Annotated in this window: 23 protein-coding genes; 20 read left to right on the forward strand and 3 right to left on the reverse strand. The window is 61.6% G+C overall.

Annotated elements, in window-relative coordinates; all coding sequences use genetic code 11:
• Positions 1 to 21: 21 nt before the first annotated feature.
• The 17 genes from fabD to BM416_RS27880 all read left to right on the forward strand — a co-directional run bounded on the left by fabD (position 22) and on the right by BM416_RS27880 (position 15,690).
• Positions 22 to 960 (forward strand): ACP S-malonyltransferase, encoded by a 939-nt coding sequence (gene fabD, locus BM416_RS27800; RefSeq protein ID WP_092490109.1) that lies wholly within the window; start codon positions 22 to 24, stop codon positions 958 to 960.
• 23 nt (positions 961 to 983) lie between these two features.
• The gene (gene fabG / locus BM416_RS27805) at positions 984 to 1,727 is read left to right on the forward strand and encodes a 3-oxoacyl-ACP reductase FabG (protein WP_092490110.1); all 744 of its coding nucleotides are present in this window, start codon (positions 984 to 986) and stop codon (positions 1,725 to 1,727) included.
• Positions 1,728 to 1,918: 191 nt separating this feature from the next.
• Positions 1,919 to 2,155 carry an acyl carrier protein gene (acpP, locus tag BM416_RS27810; protein ID WP_003442511.1) on the forward strand — a complete coding sequence of 79 codons (237 nt, stop codon included), beginning with the start codon at positions 1,919 to 1,921 and terminating at the stop codon, positions 2,153 to 2,155.
• A gap of 127 nt (positions 2,156 to 2,282) precedes the next feature.
• The gene (gene fabF / locus BM416_RS27815; protein WP_092490111.1) at positions 2,283 to 3,527 is read left to right on the forward strand and encodes a beta-ketoacyl-ACP synthase II; all 1,245 of its coding nucleotides are present in this window, start codon (positions 2,283 to 2,285) and stop codon (positions 3,525 to 3,527) included.
• Positions 3,527 to 4,342 carry an aminodeoxychorismate lyase gene (gene pabC / locus BM416_RS27820; protein ID WP_092490112.1) on the forward strand — a complete coding sequence of 272 codons (816 nt, stop codon included), beginning with the start codon at positions 3,527 to 3,529 and terminating at the stop codon, positions 4,340 to 4,342. The genes fabF and pabC overlap by 1 nt, the downstream gene beginning before the upstream one ends.
• Before the next feature lies 1 nt (position 4,343).
• A complete protein-coding gene (gene mltG, locus BM416_RS27825; protein WP_092490113.1) occupies positions 4,344 to 5,465 on the forward strand; it encodes an endolytic transglycosylase MltG in 1,122 nt (373 codons plus the stop codon).
• Between the two features lie 19 nt (positions 5,466 to 5,484).
• Complete coding sequence (gene tmk / locus BM416_RS27830; protein WP_027607811.1) at positions 5,485 to 6,117, forward strand: dTMP kinase; 633 nt, start codon at positions 5,485 to 5,487, stop codon at positions 6,115 to 6,117.
• Positions 6,110 to 7,099 (forward strand): DNA polymerase III subunit delta', encoded by a 990-nt coding sequence (locus BM416_RS27835; protein ID WP_092490114.1) that lies wholly within the window; start codon positions 6,110 to 6,112, stop codon positions 7,097 to 7,099. The genes tmk and BM416_RS27835 overlap by 8 nt, the downstream gene beginning before the upstream one ends.
• Before the next feature lie 63 nt (positions 7,100 to 7,162).
• Positions 7,163 to 7,948: a TatD family hydrolase gene (locus BM416_RS27840; protein ID WP_092490115.1), complete on the forward strand. Its 786-nt coding sequence runs from the start codon at positions 7,163 to 7,165 to the stop codon at positions 7,946 to 7,948.
• Between the two features lie 445 nt (positions 7,949 to 8,393).
• Complete coding sequence (locus tag BM416_RS27845; protein ID WP_092490116.1) at positions 8,394 to 9,062, forward strand: TetR/AcrR family transcriptional regulator; 669 nt, start codon at positions 8,394 to 8,396, stop codon at positions 9,060 to 9,062.
• A 114-nt stretch (positions 9,063 to 9,176) separates the two neighbouring features.
• Positions 9,177 to 10,145 (forward strand): GTP 3',8-cyclase MoaA, encoded by a 969-nt coding sequence (locus tag BM416_RS27850; RefSeq protein WP_027607815.1) that lies wholly within the window; start codon positions 9,177 to 9,179, stop codon positions 10,143 to 10,145.
• A gap of 144 nt (positions 10,146 to 10,289) precedes the next feature.
• Positions 10,290 to 10,895: a DUF4823 domain-containing protein gene (locus tag BM416_RS27855; protein WP_027607816.1), complete on the forward strand. Its 606-nt coding sequence runs from the start codon at positions 10,290 to 10,292 to the stop codon at positions 10,893 to 10,895.
• A 16-nt stretch (positions 10,896 to 10,911) separates the two neighbouring features.
• Positions 10,912 to 11,472: a DUF1285 domain-containing protein gene (locus BM416_RS27860; RefSeq protein WP_092490117.1), complete on the forward strand. Its 561-nt coding sequence runs from the start codon at positions 10,912 to 10,914 to the stop codon at positions 11,470 to 11,472.
• A 70-nt stretch (positions 11,473 to 11,542) separates the two neighbouring features.
• A complete protein-coding gene (locus BM416_RS27865) occupies positions 11,543 to 12,256 on the forward strand; it encodes a GntR family transcriptional regulator (protein WP_092490118.1) in 714 nt (237 codons plus the stop codon).
• Positions 12,253 to 13,254, forward strand: a complete 1,002-nt coding sequence (locus BM416_RS27870) for an ADP-ribosylglycohydrolase family protein (RefSeq protein ID WP_092490119.1) — start codon at positions 12,253 to 12,255, stop codon at positions 13,252 to 13,254. Before BM416_RS27865 ends, BM416_RS27870 begins: the two co-directional genes overlap by 4 nt.
• Positions 13,255 to 13,313: 59 nt before the next feature.
• The gene (locus tag BM416_RS27875) at positions 13,314 to 14,780 is read left to right on the forward strand and encodes a purine-cytosine permease family protein (RefSeq protein ID WP_065939052.1); all 1,467 of its coding nucleotides are present in this window, start codon (positions 13,314 to 13,316) and stop codon (positions 14,778 to 14,780) included.
• Positions 14,773 to 15,690, forward strand: coding sequence for a PfkB family carbohydrate kinase (locus BM416_RS27880; protein ID WP_092490120.1), 918 nt, complete (start codon positions 14,773 to 14,775; stop codon positions 15,688 to 15,690). Before BM416_RS27875 ends, BM416_RS27880 begins: the two co-directional genes overlap by 8 nt.
• A gap of 53 nt (positions 15,691 to 15,743) precedes the next feature.
• Here the strand turns inward: BM416_RS27880 and BM416_RS27885 are convergent, their stop codons facing one another.
• The 3 genes from BM416_RS27885 to BM416_RS27895 are packed head-to-tail and all read right to left on the reverse strand — an operon-like array spanning position 15,744 to position 16,827.
• Entirely contained in the window at positions 15,744 to 16,124 is a 381-nt protein-coding gene (locus BM416_RS27885; RefSeq protein ID WP_092490121.1) for a termination factor Rho, read from the reverse strand.
• Positions 16,125 to 16,173: 49 nt separating this feature from the next.
• Positions 16,174 to 16,440 carry a hypothetical protein gene (locus BM416_RS27890; RefSeq protein ID WP_092490122.1) on the reverse strand — a complete coding sequence of 89 codons (267 nt, stop codon included), beginning with the start codon at positions 16,438 to 16,440 and terminating at the stop codon, positions 16,174 to 16,176.
• 54 nt (positions 16,441 to 16,494) lie between these two features.
• A complete protein-coding gene (locus BM416_RS27895) occupies positions 16,495 to 16,827 on the reverse strand; it encodes a hypothetical protein (RefSeq protein WP_092490123.1) in 333 nt (110 codons plus the stop codon).
• Positions 16,828 to 17,025: 198 nt separating this feature from the next.
• Here BM416_RS27895 and BM416_RS27900 point away from each other — a divergent pair, with 198 nt between their 5' ends.
• From BM416_RS27900 to BM416_RS27910, 3 genes are all read left to right on the forward strand, one after another.
• On the forward strand, positions 17,026 to 17,505 hold the full coding sequence (locus BM416_RS27900; RefSeq protein WP_027607824.1) for a GNAT family N-acetyltransferase: 480 nt from the start codon (positions 17,026 to 17,028) through the stop codon (positions 17,503 to 17,505).
• Between the two features lie 172 nt (positions 17,506 to 17,677).
• The gene (locus tag BM416_RS27905) at positions 17,678 to 18,499 is read left to right on the forward strand and encodes an SDR family oxidoreductase (RefSeq protein WP_092490124.1); all 822 of its coding nucleotides are present in this window, start codon (positions 17,678 to 17,680) and stop codon (positions 18,497 to 18,499) included.
• A gap of 37 nt (positions 18,500 to 18,536) precedes the next feature.
• Positions 18,537 to 18,943, forward strand: a 407-nt coding sequence (locus BM416_RS27910) for a substrate-binding domain-containing protein (RefSeq protein WP_139237785.1), incomplete at its 3' end; no start/stop codon positions are given.

Genomic DNA, 18,943 nt, shown 5'->3' on the forward strand with positions numbered 1-18,943 from the left:
AGATCATTAGGGGCTTGTTACATGTCTACATCCCTCGCATTCGTCTTTCCAGGGCAGGGTTCGCAGTCCCTCGGCATGTTGGCCGAGCTGGGCGCGCAATACCCGCTGATCCTGGACACGTTCAAGGAAGCTTCCGAGGCCCTGGGTTACGACCTGTGGGCGCTGACCCAACAGGGGCCGGAAGAGCAGCTCAATCAAACCGATAAAACCCAGCCAGCCATCCTGACCGCTTCGATCGCCCTGTGGCGCCTGTGGTTGGCCGAAGGCGGCGCGCGTCCGGCGTTCGTCGCAGGTCATAGCCTGGGCGAATACAGCGCCCTGGTGGCGGCGGGCAGCCTGACCCTTGCTGAAGCGGTCAAGCTGGTCGAGCGTCGTGGACAGCTGATGCAGGAAGCCGTTCCGGCAGGGCAGGGCGGCATGGCCGCTATCCTGGGGCTGGACGATGCTGTCGTGATCGAAGCCTGCGTCGAAGCGGCCCAGGGCGAAGTGGTCAGCGCGGTAAACTTCAACTCCCCAGGCCAGGTGGTGATCGCCGGTGCCAGGGCGGCCGTCGAGCGTGCCATCGAAGGCTGCAAGGCGCGGGGTGCCAAGCGTGCATTGCCGTTGCCGGTGAGCGTGCCGTCGCACTGCGAGCTGATGCGCCCGGCTGCCGAGCGTTTTGCCGAGTCCATCGCCGCCATCAACTGGCAGGCGCCACAGATTCCGCTGGTGCAGAACGTCAGCGCGGCCGTGGCCGCCGACCTCGACACCCTCAAGCGTGACCTGCTGGAGCAACTCTACAAGCCTGTGCGCTGGGTCGAGTCGGTCCAGACCCTGGCCGCCAATGGCGCCACCGAGCTGGTCGAGTGCGGCCCTGGCAAAGTCCTGGCTGGCCTGAACAAGCGCTGCGCCGACGGCGTGTCGACTGCCAACCTCAATACCCCGGATGCCTTCGCTGCCGCTCGTGCGGCGCTGGCCTGATCCCGAACTTAGGAGAAGCCTGCATGAGTCTGCAAGGTAAAGTTGCACTGGTTACCGGCGCGAGCCGTGGCATTGGCCAGGCCATCGCCCTGGAACTGGGCCGTCAGGGTGCCGTCGTGATCGGCACCGCCACTTCCGCTTCGGGCGCCGAGCGTATCGCCGCGACCCTGAAGGAAAACGGCGTTCAAGGCACCGGCCTTGAGCTGAACGTGACCAGCGATGAGTCCGTGGCTGCCGTACTGGTCGAGATCACCGCACAGTTCGGTGCGCCGGCGATTCTGGTGAACAACGCCGGTATCACCCGCGATAACCTGATGATGCGCATGAAAGACGACGAATGGTACGACGTGGTCGATACCAACCTGAACAGTCTGTTTCGCCTGTCCAAGGGTGTTTTGCGCGGCATGACCAAGGCCCGTTGGGGTCGAATTATCAATATTGGCTCCGTAGTGGGTGCCATGGGCAACGCAGGCCAAGTAAACTATGCAGCCGCCAAGGCCGGCCTGGAAGGTTTCAGCCGTGCATTGGCGCGTGAAGTCGGTTCGCGGTCGATTACGGTCAACTCGGTGGCCCCAGGGTTCATCGACACCGATATGACCCGCGAACTGCCGGAAGCACAGCGTGAAGGCTTGCTGACGCAGATTCCGCTGGGCCGTCTGGGCCAGGCTCAAGAGATCGCGAATGTGGTCGCTTTCCTGGCATCCGACGGTGCGGCATACGTGACTGGGGCTACAATCCCGGTGAACGGCGGGATGTACATGAGCTAAATTGTGACGGATCGCTTCAAAAAAATGTCATACGAGCTGTCTAAAATCCGTTATAAAGCTGCAACTTAATTTATAGGCAGGTGGCAAACCGGGTACAGGGTGAAGCTTTCAGTTGAAAAGCTGAAAAGGCTTTCTATACACTTACCCACTGGCCAGCTGCCTGAATTTGTCCATTAGGAGTTAAACAAGGTATGAGCACCATCGAAGAGCGCGTCAAGAAAATCGTTGCCGAGCAACTGGGCGTCAAAGAAGAAGAAGTGGTCAATACTGCTTCCTTCGTAGAAGACCTGGGTGCCGATTCCCTTGACACCGTTGAGCTGGTGATGGCTCTGGAAGAGGAATTCGAGACCGAAATCCCGGACGAAGAAGCTGAAAAAATCACTACTGTTCAAGCTGCTATCGACTACGTTACGAACCACCAGGCGTAATAGTTTGTAGTCGTCGCCTGCTGTTAGGGAAAAACCGCACTGCTGTAACGGCGTGCGGTTTTTTCTTTAGCGCTGATGAAAAGTAAGCTCTGAAGCAAAGTGTCGTCATTAGAAAAAGGAGAGTGCTGTGTCGCGTAGACGCGTCGTAGTCACCGGTATGGGTATGTTGTCGCCACTGGGTACGGATGTGCCGAGCAGTTGGCAGGGCATTCTGGCTGGCCGCAGTGGTATTGGTCTGATCGAACACACGGACCTTTCTGCCTATTCCACCCGTTTTGGCGGCTCGGTAAAGGGGTTCAATGTCGAGGAATATCTCTCGATCAAGGAGTCCCGCAAGCTCGACCTGTTCATTCAATACGGCCTGGCAGCCGGTTTCCAGGCAGTGCGTAACGCTGGCCTGGAAGTGACCGACGCCAACCGTGAGCGCATCGGTGTGGCCATGGGTTCGGGTATTGGCGGTTTGACCAATATCGAAGAAACCAGCCGCACGCTGCATGATTCCGGCCCTCGTCGAATTTCACCGTTCTTCGTGCCTGGCTCGATCATCAATATGATTTCCGGTTTCCTGTCCATCCACTTGGGTGCGCAGGGGCCTAACTACGCGATTGCCACCGCGTGCACCACGGGTACCCACTGCATTGGCATGGCGGCGCGTAACATCGCCTATGACGAAGCCGACGTGATGATCGCCGGTGGTGCTGAAATGGCTGCCTGTGGGCTGGGAATGGGCGGCTTTGGCGCGTCCCGTGCCCTGTCGACCCGCAATGACGAGCCGACCCGTGCCAGCCGTCCGTGGGACAAGGGCCGTGACGGCTTTGTACTGGCCGACGGCGCCGGTGCCCTGGTGCTCGAAGAGTTGGAGCACGCCAAGGCGCGTGGTGCCACCATCTACGCCGAGTTGATCGGGTTTGGCATGAGCGGCGACGCCTATCACATGACCTCGCCACCGTCCGACGGTGCCGGCGCTGCGCGGTGCATCACCAATGCCTTGCGCGATGCCAAGGTCAACCCGGACCAGGTGCAGTACATCAATGCCCATGGCACCTCGACCCCGACGGGCGACCTGGCGGAAGCCGAAGCCATCAAGTCGGTGTTCGGCGAGCACGCCTACAAGCTGGCGGTCAGCTCCACCAAGTCCATGACCGGCCACCTCTTGGGCGCGGCGGGCGCGGTCGAGGCGATCTTCAGCGTGATGGCCATCAAGGACCAGGTCGCTCCGCCGACCATCAACCTCGATGAGCCGGACGAAGGCTGCGACCTGAACTTCGTGCCGCATGAGCCGCAGCAGATGCCGATCGACGTTGCGATCTCCAACTCGTTCGGCTTCGGTGGCACCAACGGTTCCCTGGTGTTCCGCCGGTTCGCCGAGTGATGCACAGCTGGGTCGACGGTCAGCCAGCGGACAGCGTGCCCCTGAAAGATCGCGGCCTGGCGTACGGTGATGGCCTGTTCGAGACCATCGCCGTCAAGGCCGGGCAGCCCGTGCTGCTTGACCGTCACCTGCAGCGCCTGGATGAGGGCTGCAGGCGCCTCGCTTTCGTTGTGGATCAGGTGCTGGTCCGCAGCGAAGTGCAGGCCTATGCTGCCGCTCTCGGCGACGGTGTCCTCAAGCTGATCCTCACCCGCGGCGACAGCCTGCGCGGTTATGGCAGCAACCCCGAGGCCCCTGTGCGCCGCATCTTGCAGGGCAGTCCGCCTGCGACCTATCCCCAGGCCCATGGAACCGACGGTGTTCGTCTGTTTGCGTGTGCCACCCGCCTGGCCGAGCAGCCGTTGCTGGCCGGTCTCAAGCACCTCAATCGCCTCGAGCAGGTGATCGCCCGTGCGGAATGGCAGGATGCCGAACATGCCGAAGGGTTGATGCTGGATGTGTCCGGGCGTGTCATCGAAGGCGTATTCAGCAACCTGTTCCTGGTAAGTAATGGCTTGTTACTAACCGCCGATCTGAATCGTTGCGGCGTTGCAGGCGTCATGCGCGCCGAGATTCTGGCTCAGGCGAGCGCCCTGGGCATCCCGGTGGCCGTGGCCGACATCAGCCTCGAGCAATTGCGGGAGGCCGACGAAGTCTTTGTATGCAACAGCGTTTATGGCATTTGGCCGGTGCGTGGATACGCTGCGATGAGCTGGTCGGTTGGGCCGCTCACCCGTAAACTGCAGGGCATTGTTCGCGCGCTATTGGATATTTGAGTTGATACGAAAACTGGTTGTACTGCTGCTGATCGGTCTGTTCTCGGCGGCTTTGCTGTTGGGGTTTTCCGCGTGGAAATATGACGCTGCCTTGAAGCAGCCGTTGAATCTGACCCAGGAGCAATTGCTCGATGTGCCGGCCGGGGCGACGCCCACCGGGACCTTCAATCGCCTGGAAGCCGATGGCGTGCTCGACGGCGCGTTCTGGTTGCGCCTGTATTGGCGCTTCAACCTGGACGGTCAACCGCTGCACAGCGGTGAATACCGCATGACCCCGGGCATGACCGCCGAAGGCCTGATCGGCCTGTGGCAGCGCGGCGAAGTGGTGCAATACAGCCTGACGCTGGTGGAGGGTTGGAATTTCCGCCAGGTGCGTTCGGCCCTGGCCAAGCATGAAAAGATCGTGCAGACCCTGGCGGGCCTGAGTGACAGCGAAGTGATGGACAAGCTTGGCCATCCTGGCGTGTTCCCCGAAGGTCGGTTCTTCCCGGATACCTACCGCTTCGTGCGCGGCATGACCGATGTCGAGTTCCTGAAGAAAGCCTATAACCGCCTGGATGATGTCCTCGCCCAGGAGTGGAGCAAGCGCGCCGCCGACGTGCCCTATACCGACCCCTATCAAGCCTTGATCATGGCCTCCCTGGTGGAGAAAGAGACCGGTGTGCCGGAAGAGCGCGGGCAGATTGCCGGGGTATTCGTACGCCGCCTGAAGATCGGCATGCTGCTGCAGACCGACCCCACCGTGATCTACGGCCTGGGCGAGCGCTACAACGGCAAGTTGACCCGTGCGCATCTCAAGGAAGCCAACCCCTATAACACCTACATGGTGGCCGGCCTGCCGCCGACACCCATCGCCATGGTCGGCCGCGAGGCGATCCATGCCGCGTTGAACCCGGTGCCGGGCAGCAGCCTGTATTTCGTCGCCCGTGGCGACGGCAGCCATATTTTCTCCGATGACCTGGGTGCGCATAATGCCGCTGTGCGTGAGTTCCAGCTCAAACGCCGCGCCGATTACCGCTCAAGCCCGGCACCGCTGGTAAAACCGCCGGAAGACCTGACGCCGCCTGCTGATGCACCCGCCGAGCCCGCGCCGGATGACGCCGCGCCGCAAAGCCCGCAATGACTCTGACTAAGGACTGCCTGTGACTGGCTTGTTTATTACCCTGGAAGGCCCCGAAGGCGCCGGCAAAAGCACCAACCGCGATTACCTGGCCGGCCGCTTGCGGGCTGAAGGTGTCGAGGTGGTGTTGACCCGTGAGCCCGGCGGTACGCCACTGGCCGAGCGCATCCGTGACGTGTTGCTGGCCCCAGGCGAAGAGCAGATGAACCCGGACACCGAGCTGCTGCTGGTGTTCGCTGCCCGTGCCCAGCACCTGGCCGAGGTGATTCGTCCGGCCCTGGCCCGCGGTGCCGTGGTGATCTGCGACCGTTTTACCGATTCCACGTATGCCTACCAGGGCGGTGGCCGGGGTTTGTCCCTGGCGCGTATCGCCACCTTGGAAACCTTTGTGCAGGGTGATCTACGTCCCGACCTGACCCTGTTGTTCGACCTGCCGGTGGCGGTGGGCATGGCCCGCGCCAGCGCCCGTGGGCGTCTCGACCGTTTCGAACTGGAAGGCCAGGGGTTTTTCGATGCTGTGCGCAGCGCGTTTCTCAAGCGCGCCCAGGCTGAACCGGCGCGCTACCACCTGCTGGACGCGGCCCAGCCGTTGACGCAAGTGCAGCAGGCCATCGACGCCCTGTTACCCAAGCTGTTGGAGCGCGCCCGTGGCTGAAGCCTACCCATGGCAGGACAGTCTCTGGCAGCAGTTGGCCGGCCGTGCCCAGCACGCCCACGCCTATCTGCTGCATGGGCCGACCGGGATTGGTAAGCGCGATCTGGCTGAGCGACTCATGGCCAGCCTGCTGTGCCAGCGCCCGGTCAACCTTGAAGCTTGCGGCGCGTGCAAATCCTGCCTGTTGCTCAAGGCCGGCAGCCACCCGGACAACTACCTGCTCGAACCCGAGGAAGCCGATAAGGCGATCAAGGTCGACCAGGTGCGTGACCTCGTCAGTTTCGTGGTGCAGACCGCGCAGATGGGGGGGCGCAAGGTGGTGCTGATCGAGCCGGTGGAGGCGATGAACATCAACGCCGCCAATGCCTTGCTCAAGAGCCTGGAGGAACCCTCCGGCGACACGGTGCTGTTGCTGGTGAGCCACCAGTCCAGCCGCTTGTTGCCGACCATTCGCAGCCGGTGCGTACAGCAGGCCTGCCCGTTGCCGAGCGAAGCCATGAGCCTGCAATGGCTGGCGAAGGCGCTGCCGGATTGCTCCGCAGAGGAGCGGGTCGAGTTGCTGACCCTGGCGGCCGGTTCCCCGCTGGCGGCCGTCAAGCTGCAAGCCCAGGGTGTGCGTGAGCAGCGCGCCCTGGTTGTGGATGGGGTGAAAAAACTGCTCAAGCAAGAGCTGTCCGCCACCCAGTTGGCTGAAAGCGCCTGGAAGGACATTCCCTTGCTGCTGCTGTTCGACTGGTTCTGTGACTGGTCGAGCCTGATCCTGCGCTACCAGTTGACCCAGGATGAAAACGGCCTGGGCCTGCCGGATATGCGCAAGGTGGTGCAATACCTCGCGCAGAAAAGTGCGCAGGACAAGGTACTGACTATCCAGGACTGGATCCTCGCCCAGCGCCAGAAGGTGCTCGGCAAGGCCAACCTCAACCGCGTGCTGTTGCTTGAAGCGCTGCTGGTGCAGTGGGTTGGCTTGCTCGGCCGGCGTTAATTTCCTTGGCCGACGGGTGTATCGTTGGCCAGACACTTTCCGTGACCTAAGTCGTAATTTCCTATGCTTGTAGATTCCCATTGCCACCTTGATCGCCTTGACCTCGCCCAGCACGGCGGCTCCCTGGATGCTGCCCTCGACGCTGCACGCCAGCGTGGAGTAGGGCATTTCCTGTGCATTGGCGTCAGCGCCGACAATGCTGCCGACGTCAAAGCCCTGGCCGAGCGTTATGCCGATGTGGATTGCTCGGTGGGTATCCACCCGTTGGACCTCAAGCCCGGCGAAGCCCCGGCCCTCGACTGGCTGCTGGGCGAACTCAATCACCCGCGCGTGGTGGCCATTGGCGAAACCGGCCTGGACTACCATTACGAGCCGGAAGCCGCCGAGTTGCAGCAGGCCTCGTTTCGCCTGCATTTACAGGCCGCCGGGCAAACCGGCAAGCCGGTGATCGTCCACACCCGTGGCGCCCGTGCCGACACCCTGGCCCTGCTGCGCGAAGCCGCGTTGCCCCAGGCCGGCGTGTTGCATTGCTTTACCGAGGATTGGGACATGGCCAGGGCCGCACTCGACCTGGGGTTCTATATTTCCCTGTCGGGCATTGTCACTTTCCGCAATGCCGATGCCCTGCGCGACGTGGCGCGCCAGGTGCCAGCCGACCGCCTGCTGGTGGAAACCGACTCGCCGTACCTGGCGCCGATTCCCCATCGTGGCAAACCGAACCTGCCTGAATATGTGCGGGATGTGGCGGACTACCTGGCGATGCTGCGCGGTGAGTCCTATGAGCGCTTTGCCGAGCAGACCACCGAGAACTTCAAGCGCCTGTTCCCGCTGGCCCGCGTTGCTGCATGACAGGACTGAATCGCAGGCAAAAAAAACCCGGGTTCTGGGGGGGGAATCCGGGTTAAGACCATTAGGAGTAAAACAAGGGCACACAGTCCGTCGGTACCCAGGTCGGCGCTTCACTTGGGGGAGATGTCACGCCGACAGTTCAAGTATTGATCAGTATCTGATTCAGTCCAGTCGCGACTGATCGTTTTTTAAACAGATTTGGAATACATGCGCTTCGCTTGAGTTCTCATTGGGCAGGTGCACGGGTGCAGTTGTTGCGTATTATTTCTGACTGACAGGCATGAAAACGTTGGCGCCTTGAAAGTAAAGTGCAGGGCGGGTTCACATAGACGTTGCCCAACGACCGTTCAGTCGGGATAATCCCTCGCACTGGGTAAATCGTATCGCCATGTATTCGTGGCCCTGCGCAGCCCTCCCTATTCCGACCTTTGCAGACCTCTTCCTCATGCACAAAGAACCCCGTAAGGTCCGTGAGTTTCGCCGCCGTGAGCAGGAAATTCTCGACACCGCACTCAAGTTGTTCCTCGAACAAGGCGAAGACAGCGTCACCGTCGAGATGATCGCGGATGCCGTGGGTATCGGCAAAGGCACGATCTACAAACACTTCAAGTCCAAGGCCGAGATCTACCTGCGCCTGATGCTCGACTATGAGCGCGACTTGAACGAGCTGCTGCATTCGGCCGATGTCGACAAGGACAAGGAGGCCCTGTCCCGCGCCTACTTCGAGTTCCGCATGCGCGACCCGCAGCGCTACCGCCTGTTCGACCGCCTGGAAGAGAAGGTGGTCAAGGGCCATCAAGTGCCGGAGATGGTCGAGGAGCTGCACAAGATCCGCGCCTCGAACTTCGAGCGCCTGACCCTGCTGATCAAGGGCCGCATCAGCGAAGGCAAGCTTGAAGACGTACCGCCGTACTTCCACTACTGCGCCGCCTGGGCCTTGGTGCACGGCGCCGTGGCGCTGTACCACTCGCCGTTCTGGAGCAATGTGCTGGAAGACCAGGAAGGTTTCTTCCAGTTCCTGATGGATATCGGTGTGCGCATGGGCAACAAGCGCAAGCACAGCTCCGAGCCGGCACAGGTTGAAGCGGCCCCCGTCGAAACCCCGGCCACGTAATGATTTGCTGCCAGGCGCAGTAACCCAGGAATATACTCAGGCAAGGATCTTGCTAAAAGCTGATTTATCAGTCAGTTTTTAGCGCGCCCGAATCATCCTCTGCCGGAGTGATCCATGATCGTTGATCGTCAAGGCAGGCGTTTTCGCAATTTGCGGATCAGCCTGACCTCAGCCTGCAATTACGCGTGTACCTACTGCGTGCCGAACGGCAAGCGGCTGGTGGCTGCCCAGGACGAACTCTCGGCCGAGGCCATGGCCCGTGGCGTGGCCTACCTGATCGAGGCCGCGGGCATCGACCGCTTGCGTATCACCGGCGGCGAACCGCTGGTCAGCCCCAAGCTGGAAGCCTTCATGGGCGCGGTGGGCGGCATGGGCCTCAGCGACATCAGCCTGACCACCAACGGCCAGTTGCTGGCGCGCAAACTGCCGCTGCTGGTGGATGCGGGGATTCGGCGTATCAATGTTTCCCTCGACACCCTGGATGCCGATGCCTTTCGCAGCATCGCCCGTGGCGGCGACCTGGCGACCGTGCTCGATGGCATGGACCAGGCGCGTGCCGCCGGGATCAAGATCAAGGTCAACATGGTGCCGTTGCGCGGCCAGAACCTCGACCAGGTGATGCCGCTGCTCGATTACTGCCTGGAGCGTGGCTACGAGCTGCGCTTTATCGAGTTGATGCGCATGGGCCACCTGGCCAAGGACTCCAATGCATTCCTGCAGCAGTTCGTCAGCCTGCAACAACTGCTCGGCCTGATCGGCGAACACCACGAATACCTGCAAGCCAACGCTCCCGTGGATGCCACGGCGGTACGCTACGAGGTGCCGGGCAAAGGCTTCTTCGGCGTGATCGCCAACGAAAGCGTACCGTTCTGCCGTACCTGTTCACGGCTGCGCTTGTCGTCGACCGGCTGGCTGCATGGCTGCCTGTCGTCGAGCAACCGTCACTATGTCGGCGACCTGTTGGACAAGCCTCGCCACCAGGCGCTGCCGGCCCTGCAAGGCCTGCTGATGAAGGCCTTGGGGGACAAGCAGGAAGTAGCCTTCTCCGGCGGTGCGACGGTCATGAAGATCATCGGCGGATAATGCTTTCCCAAGATTAAACATCAGCCAATGTGGGAGGGCGCAAGCCCCCTCCCACATTTAGTTCTGCGTTGTTTCCAAATGGCGCGGATTCTGCATCTCGTGCCCATTCGCCGGTTTTCCGTCACCGGCTTCTGGAGGATTAGGATGCGTAGTCTGGTTTTGTTGCTGGCGTCGTTGACGCTGAGTGGTTGCATGACCGTCAGCGATATGGCCGAAGGCACCCGTTATCAGATGAGCGACGCCGGGTTGCTGGACCACAGCGACACTCGTCGGACTGCCTCGGTGCGCATACAGCCGGATTCCTTTGTCTTTATCGCCCAGGGTGCGTTCGTACCCCCCGGCAGCGCCTACCCGCGGCCGAATGTGGTGGCCGAGGAAGCCTTCAACGGTTTCGTCGAATACTTCCCCATGGTGCGTCGTGCTCGTCAGCCGGAAGGCCTGGAGCAGGCGATGGCCGAAGCCCGTGCGGCGGGTGCCCATTATCTGCTGTACTGCCGCTTCGCCAAGGCCGATGACCGTATCGGCAACGCCGACGAATGGGCTGATCAAGAGGCGCTGGACCGACTTGGCCTGGACAACGGCGTCATCCAGATCATGTTGATCGAGACCAGCACCCAGTATTTGATTGATACTGCACGTATTCGCAGTCGTGGCGGTTTACTGACGTTCCACGACAACAAGCCAGAAGACCTGATTGCCCGCCCCTTGGCGCAGTACGCCCGAGGCCTGCTGGGCATGGGCGATCAGTAACACCGAGGAGAACACCATGACCGATTCCGCCAAGGCCAACGATCTGTTGGCTCAGTTGCCCAAGGGCAAGGGACCGGCGCCGGTGCATCTGTGGAACCCGGATTTCTGCGGCCACATCGACATGCGCATCGCCCGTGACGGCACCTGGTTCTACCAAAGCACGCCGATCGGGCGTAAGCCGATGGTCAAATTGTTCTCTAATATCATCCGCCGCGATGGCGATGATTACTTCCTGATCACCCCGGTGGAAAAAGTCGGTATCACCGTCGATGATGCGCCCTTTGTCGCGGTTACCCTCGACGTCGAAGGGCAGGCCGAAAGCCAGGTGCTGCGTTTCACCACCAACGTCGACGAACAGGTGGCAGCCGATATTGAGCATCCACTGCGGGTGGTGATCGACCCCGTCACCCAGGAACCGTCCCCCTATCTGCGCGTGCGTACCAACCTCGAAGCCCTGGTGCATCGCAATGTGTTCTACCAATTGGTGGAGTTGGCTGTGAGCCGTCCGATCAATGGTCAGAACTGGCTTGGCGTATGGAGCGGCGGCGAGTTTTTCCGTATTGGCCTGGAGCCGTGAAGCCGGTTTTTTCATCTCCCTGAAATAATTCGCTTGCTGCAAATGGCCGCTTTCGGTTATCAATTTGTACATGATTAGACATGTCCGATTTGATAAGAAAAAACGCGTCGTCGACGAGCTCATCCGCCGTATCGAGGGAGGGGTGATGGCCGACGGTTTCCTGTTGCCGGGCGAGCATCAACTGGCTGAAGAGTTTGCGGTCAGCCGGGGTACGCTGCGTGAAGCCCTCGCCGAACTCAAAAGGCGCAATTACATCGCGACCCAGAGCGGCGTGGGCTCCATCGTCACATTTGATGGCATGGCGCTGGATCAAACCAGTGGTTGGGCCCAGGCCCTGGCGGACACCGGGGCCCTGGTGACCACCGATATACTGCGCCTGGAAGCGGTGACGCGCGCCGATCTGTTCAGTCGCTTCGGCACCGACCAATTTATCGCCCTCGACCGCCGTCGCCGCACGACTGATGGCACGGCCGTATCCCTTGAGCGCTCGCTGATGCCCGCGTCCGGTGGCCTGGAAAGCCTGCCGCGCATTGGGCTGATCGACAATTCCCTGACCATTACCCTGGCAGCCTACGGTTACGTCGGTGCCGACGGTGACCAATGGATCGGCGCCGAGCCCCTCGGCGAAGAAGACGCCGAGTTGCTTGGCCGCCCGGTGGGCACGGTGTTCCTCAAGGCCTCGCGCACCACCTACGATCGTCGTGAGCGCTTCATGGAGTATGTCGAAAGCCTGCTCGACCCTCTGCACTTTCGCCTGCACCTGCAATTTGGATCTTCAAAATGACCCCCAATACCCGCGCCCTCGGCGCTTTCTACGGCCTGGCGTTAGGCGATGCCCTGGGCATGCCCACCCAATCCCTGAGCCGTGAGCAAGTGCAACAGCGCTTCGGTGCCATTACCGGCCTGGAAGATGCCGACGCCGACCAACCCATCGCGCCCAATATGCCGGCGGGCTCCATCACCGATGACACCGAGCAAGCGATCCTGGTGGGTGAGCTGCTGGTCGAGGGCCAAGGCAAGATCGACCCCGCCGTGCTCGCGCGACGCCTGATCGATTGGGAAGCGGTGATGCGCGCCAAGGGCTCCCAGGATCTGCTTGGCCCTTCCACCAAACGTGCAATCGACATGATCCTCAACGGCCATACCCCGGAAGAGTCCGGGCGCTACGGCACCACCAATGGTGCCGCCATGCGCATCACGCCCGTGGGGATCGCCGCCGATGTCAGCGACCCGGCGCGATTTATCCAGGCGGTGATCCAGGCCTGCCAGGTCACCCACAACACCACCCTGGGCATCTCCAGCGCCGCGGCAGTGGCGGCGGTGGTGTCCGCAGGCATCAACGGTGTGGACTTGGGTGAGGCCTTGAATATCGGCACCCAGGTGGCTCAACAGGCGGAAGGCCATGGCCATTGGATTGCCGGCGGGCGCATCTCCACCCGTATCAGTTGGGCGCGGACCCTGAGCGTCGGCAGCGGCGACACAGCCCTGTTCGCCGACCTGCTGTATGAATTGATTGGCACCTCCGTCGCCTCCCAGGAATCGGTGGTGGTGTCGTTTGCCCTCGCCCAGCAAGTGGCGGTGGGGGCCATGAATGCGTTCGAAGCCCTGTGCCTGGCTGCCAGCCTGGGTGGCGATACCGACACGATTGCCGCGATGCTCGGCGCGATGCTCGGTGCCTGCCTCGGCCTGCGGTGCTGGCCCGAATCGATGATCGAGCAGGTCAAGCAGGTCAATGGCCTCGATCTGCAGCCGCTGGTTCAAGGCTTGCTCGCATTGCGCTGAGTCAGGAAGACCGCATATCCGCCACAACCACAACAATACAGGCACCAGGAGCACCACTCATGAGCAGCACTTCTTCCGGCCAAAGCGCCGGGCAATTGGAAACCCGCGGTATCGAACCGGTCCCTGAAGGCGAGTGCAACGGCCATCCACTGCAACTGTTCTGGGTGTGGTTCGCCGCCAATATCAGCATCCTCGGCCTGCCCCTCGGCGCCACCCTCGTGGCGTTTCGCGGCCTGGCCATCTGGCAGGCAATTATCGTCGCGATCCTTGGCGCCGCGGGCTCGTTCGCCGTGGTGGGCATCATCTCCATCGCCGGCCGTCGCGGTCGTGCTCCCAGCCTGACCTTGTCCCGCGCCATCTTCGGCGTGCGCGGCAATATCGGCCCGACGCTGGTGTCGTTGATGTCGCGCCTGGGCTGGGAAACCGTCAACACCACCACGGCGGCCTTCGTGTTGCTGTCGTTGTGTTCGATTCTGTTCGGCTCTGCGGTGGAGGCGAAAAGCGCACCGGTCCTCACCCTGATCTTCATCGGCATTTTCGTGTTGCTGACCTTGGCCGTATCGGGCCTGGGCCACGCCACCTTGCTGGTGATCCAGAAGTGGGCCACCTATGTGTTCGGCGCGTTGAATATCCTGGTGGGCGGTTTCCTCTGCGCCACCATCGACTGGAGCGCGGTGTTCAACGCCACCCCGGCACCGCTGAGCGCGATGATCATCGGCGTCGGTACCATGGCCGCCGGTACCGGTATCGGCTGGGCCAACGCCGGTGCCGACATGTCGCGCTACCAGCACCGCAGCGTCACGGCCGTGCGCCTGGTGGCGTCGGCGGCATTTGGTGCGGGCATTCCGCTGGTGTTGCTGATTACCCTCGGCGGCTTGCTGTCGGTTGGCAACAACGACCTGGCCGCGGCCACTGACCCGATCATCGCGATCCGCGACATGCTGCCCACCTGGATGGCGGTGCCGTACCTGATCACCGCGTTTGGCGGGCTGCTGCTGTCGAACAACCTGTCGGTGTATTCGGCCGGCCTCACCACCTTGACCCTTGGCCTGAAGGTCAAGCGCGTGCATGCGGTGATCGTCGACATCGTGGCGATCTTCGCCGGTTCCATCTACTTCATGCTGATCGCCGACAGTTTCTACGGCCCGTTCATCACCTTCATCTCGTTGCTGGCGGTGCCGATCACCGCGTGGGTGGGGATCTTCGTGGTCGACCTGATCCATCGTCACTACTACAGCCCCAAGGACCTGCTGGACGTGAGCCCGAGCAGCGCCTACTGGTATCGCGGCGGTGTGGAATGGCGCGCCTTCGGCGCCTGGGCCGTGGCCATCGTGCTGGGTTTCAGCTTCACCACCATCGGCACCACCGCCGAGAATATCTGGTTCGCCGGGCCGTTGTCCGACTCCTGGCTCGGCCACAATGGCCTGGGCTGGATCGTCACTTTCCTGGTTGCCGGTGGGATTTATGCGGTACTGGGCGGCGCGGCTGACCGTCGTCCGGCGTTGGTAGAGAGCCCTAATGTCTAGATTGCTGCACACCGGCCAGGTCATCGTCGACCTGGTCATGGCCCTCGACACCTTGCCTGCGACCGGCGGCGACGTGCTGGCCAAGTCCGCCAGCTTCGAAGCCGGCGGTGGTTTCAACGTGATGGCGGCGGCGCGGCGCAATGGCTTGCCGGTGGTCTATCTGGGCCGTCACGGCACTGGCCGCTTCGGCGACCTGGCCCGCGCAGCGATGCAGGCCGAGGGCATTGACATGGCCCTGGCGGCCAGCAGCGCAAAGGACACTGGCTTGTGCGTGTCCCTGACCGAAGCCACTACCGAGCGCACGTTCATTTCCCATATCGGCGTCGAGGGTGAACTCAGCCAGGAGGATTTGACCACCGTCGTACCGCGTGTCGACGACTACGTCTACGTCAGTGGCTACAGCCTGCTCCTGGAAGGCAAGGCCCAGGCGCTGATCGATTGGCTGCTGGCACTGCCCCGGGAGGTCGTGGTGGTGTTCGATCCGGGGCCGCTGGTCAAAGCGCCGGATTCGGCCTTGATGGGTGCGCTGTTGCCACGTATCGATATCTGGACCAGCAATGGTCCTGAAGCCTTGGCGTTTACCGGCGCGGCGGACATCGCTGCCGCGTTGCCGGCGCTCAGCCAGCACCTGCGCGCCGAGACGCTATTGGTGGTGCGTGACGGACCGAATGGCTGCTGGGTGGGGCGTGCGGGTCAGATCGAGCATGTGCCTGGCTTCAAGGTCCAGGCGGTGGACAGCAATGGCGCCGGGGATGCACATGCGGGGGTATTTATTGCCGGGTTGGCACAGGGTTTGAAACCTGTTGCAGCCGCCCGTCGAGCGAATGCGGCGGCGGCGCTGGCGGTCACGCGCTGGGGGCCCGCTACGTCGCCCGGCACCTCCGAGGTCGACGCATTAGTCGCCGAATGAACACAAATCACAAGTGTGGAGGGAACCAGCCCCCTCCACACTTGGATCCGTGTTCAGCCCGCTTTGTGCAGCGCTTCGATCAGCTGTTCCTTGCGCATGGTCGAGCGCCCCGGAATATCTTTGGCCCGGGCTTCTTTGAGCAGGCTTTGCTTGGTCTGTGTGCCCAGCGAGGCTCGGCTGCTGCGCGGGTGGCCGTCACGGCTGGCGGCGGCGCGCTTGGCTGATTCATGCCGGTCCGAGGCTTTCTTGGCGGGCGCTTTACGCTGACCGGAGCCGCCGGCTTTTTCACCGCCGCCAGACTGCTTGTTCACCGTAGCCCAGGCCCGGGCTTCGGCTTCGTCCTTGGGAACGCCTTTATGTGCGTAACTCTCTTCGATACGCGCGGCCTGGCGCTTCTGTTCGGGGGTGTATTTGGCTTTGCTTCCACGAGGCATCGCAATACTCCTTCTGGCCCCAACAGCGGGGCCAGACCAGACAAATGGGTTACTGAGTGCGTTCGCCGTCCAGCTTACGCGCCTCGTCCACGCCAGACGCGGTCAGCTTGATCGGCAGGTTCAACGAATATTCACCGGCGTCGTCGGTGGTCACGTGACCATCCTTGATAAGCCCGCGGTCCTGCAGAAACGCCAAGACACTGGCAACCTCTTTTTCGCCGCGGTAGTTGTCCAGCACCTCCTTGCCCAAGCCTTGCGGATGGGCATGCAGCAGGCGGGTGAGGACTTCTTTCTCAAGGTTTCTATCGACGTTCATGCATACCTCTTCACTGGGAAATGATGGGGTGTTCGTCTTGAATCGTTCGCTGGATCAAGGCGCAGGCTGTTTCGGCGCGCCCGGCAGGTTCGAGTCATCGCCTTTATTGATCTTCGGCTCATTCACCGAAGGGCCCATTTTGCCGTTGCCGACGGCCGCTGGCGCCTGGCGTTGGGTGTCGTGACCCTGGGTATGCGGGTCGGCACCATTGGTGTTATCGATGACCGCACCACCGTTGGTGTCCAGGCCGGTGCCCATGGATTTTTGCGATTCGCTGGTGGCGTCCGGGTTGGTAGGACCGGTGGACGACGTGGCAGCGAAACCACTCAGCGAAACCGAAGACAACAGGCCGGCAAATGCGAGGGCGGCAAACTTGGAATGCTTCATGAGGGTGTCTCCATATGATTGATGTCCTTACCCTCTATTGGTCAGTTGTGCCTTGATGATCGTGCCTGGGTGGCGACGAACGGTGCCGTGGCACCTGTAAGATTTTGTGTGTCGGCTGCCGGGTTCCCCATAAATTGCACTGCAATCAGTTATCAAAGCGCCTTAGTATGTGTGCTTTGAAATTGCCAAGGCTCGCCCATGACCATCGAGATTCGCCCCGCCGTGCCCAGCGATGCTGCGCAGATCCTGACTTTCATCACCGAACTCGCCGAGTACGAGAAAGCCCGGCATGAAGTGATCGCCAGCGTGGTGGACATCCAGCGCAGCCTGTTCAGCGAGGGCGCCACCGCCCATGGCCTGATCTGCTCGCGGGATGGTTTGCCGATTGGGTTTGCGGTGTTCTTTTTCAGCTATTCCACGTGGCTGGGCAGCAACTGCCTGTACCTGGAAGACTTGTACATCAACCCGGAACAACGTGGCGGCGGGGCGGGCAAGAAGTTGTTGCGCCACTTGGCGAAGATTGCCTTTGATAACGGGTGCGCGCGCTTCGAGTGGAGCGTGCTGGATTGGAACGAGCCGGCGATTGCCTTCTACAAATCCATCGGCGCCCAGCCGCAGGAGGAGTGGGTGCGTTATCGCATGGAAGGCGATGCGCTGCGGGACTTTGCCCTCGGCTGAAGCCACCGTTTTGAAAGCACTGTAGATCAAATGTGGGAGGGGCTTGCTCCCACATTATTTTTTGATTTTGCTCACTATATGGGATGCAAATTTATATATTGAGATATTTCAAATGATGGGTTTATAGTCGTCTGCATCAGCACTCACTGCCAAAAATAAAACAGGTGAAGCGATGCAGGCCCAACCGTTGTCATTACCCGCCGTGCCCGAGCCAACCTACGGCGAGCGCCTGAAGAACAAGGTGGTGATCATCACCGGCGCCGCTCAGGGCATTGGTGAGGCGATCGTCGCGTGTTTCCAGGCCCAGCAGGCGCGCCTGGTGATCGCCGATATACAGGGCGAAAAGGTCGAAAAAGTCGCTGCCCACTGGCGCGAACGCGGCGCCGAGATCTACGCGCAGTCGGTCGATATCACCTCCAAAGCGCAATGGCTGGCGCTGGTCAATGTGGCCATTGAGCGCTTCGGCCGGGTGGATGTGCTGGTCAACTGCGCCGGGGTCAACGTGTTCCGCGACCCGCTGGAGATGAGCGACGAAGACTGGCGCCGTTGCTTCGCCATCGACCTCGACGGCGCCTGGTACGGCTGCCGCACGGTGTTGCCGCACATGCTCGAGCAGGGCATCGGCAACATCATCAACATCGCTTCCACCCATTCCAGCCACATCATTCCCGGCTGCTTCCCTTACCCCGTGGCCAAGCACGGCCTGCTCGGCCTTACCCGCGCCCTTGGCATCGAATACGCGCCCAAGGGCATCCGCGTGAATGCCATCGCCCCGGGTTATATCGAGACCCAGCTCAACGTCGATTACTGGAACGGTTTCCCCGACCCCCACGCCGAGCGCCAGCGTGCGTTCGACCTGCACCCGCCCAAGCGCATCGGCCAGCCCATCGAGGTGGCGATGACGGCGCTGTTCCTGGCAACCGACGAGGCGCCCTTTATCAATGCCACCTGCCTGATGATCGATGGCGGGCGGTCGGTGATGTACCACGACTAGAACTTGCCACTCCCAATAACAACAAGAGGTGCCGTTCATGAAAAAAGCAATACGCGTACTGGCAGCCGCCGCCGTGCTCAGCGGCCTCAGTACTTTCGCATTTGCCGAGGAAGTGAAGATCGGCTTCCTGGTCAAACAGGCCGAGGAGCCGTGGTTCCAGACCGAATGGGCCTTTGCCGAAAAAGCCGGCAAGGAACATGGCTTTACCGTGATCAAGATCGCCGTGCCCGATGGCGAGAAAACCCTCTCGGCCATCGACAGCCTGGCCGCCAATGGCGCCAAGGGCTTTGTGATCTGCCCGCCGGACGTGTCCCTGGGCCCGGCCATCGTCGCCAAGGCCAAGGCCAATGGCTTGAAAGTGATTGCCGTGGATGACCGCTTTGTCGACGCCAAGGGCAACTTCATGGAGGACGTGCCGTACCTGGGCATGGCCGCGTTTGAAGT

It is taken from the genome of Pseudomonas sp. NFACC42-2 (genome assembly GCF_900116055.1).
GTDB lineage: Bacteria > Pseudomonadota > Gammaproteobacteria > Pseudomonadales > Pseudomonadaceae > Aquipseudomonas > Aquipseudomonas marginalis.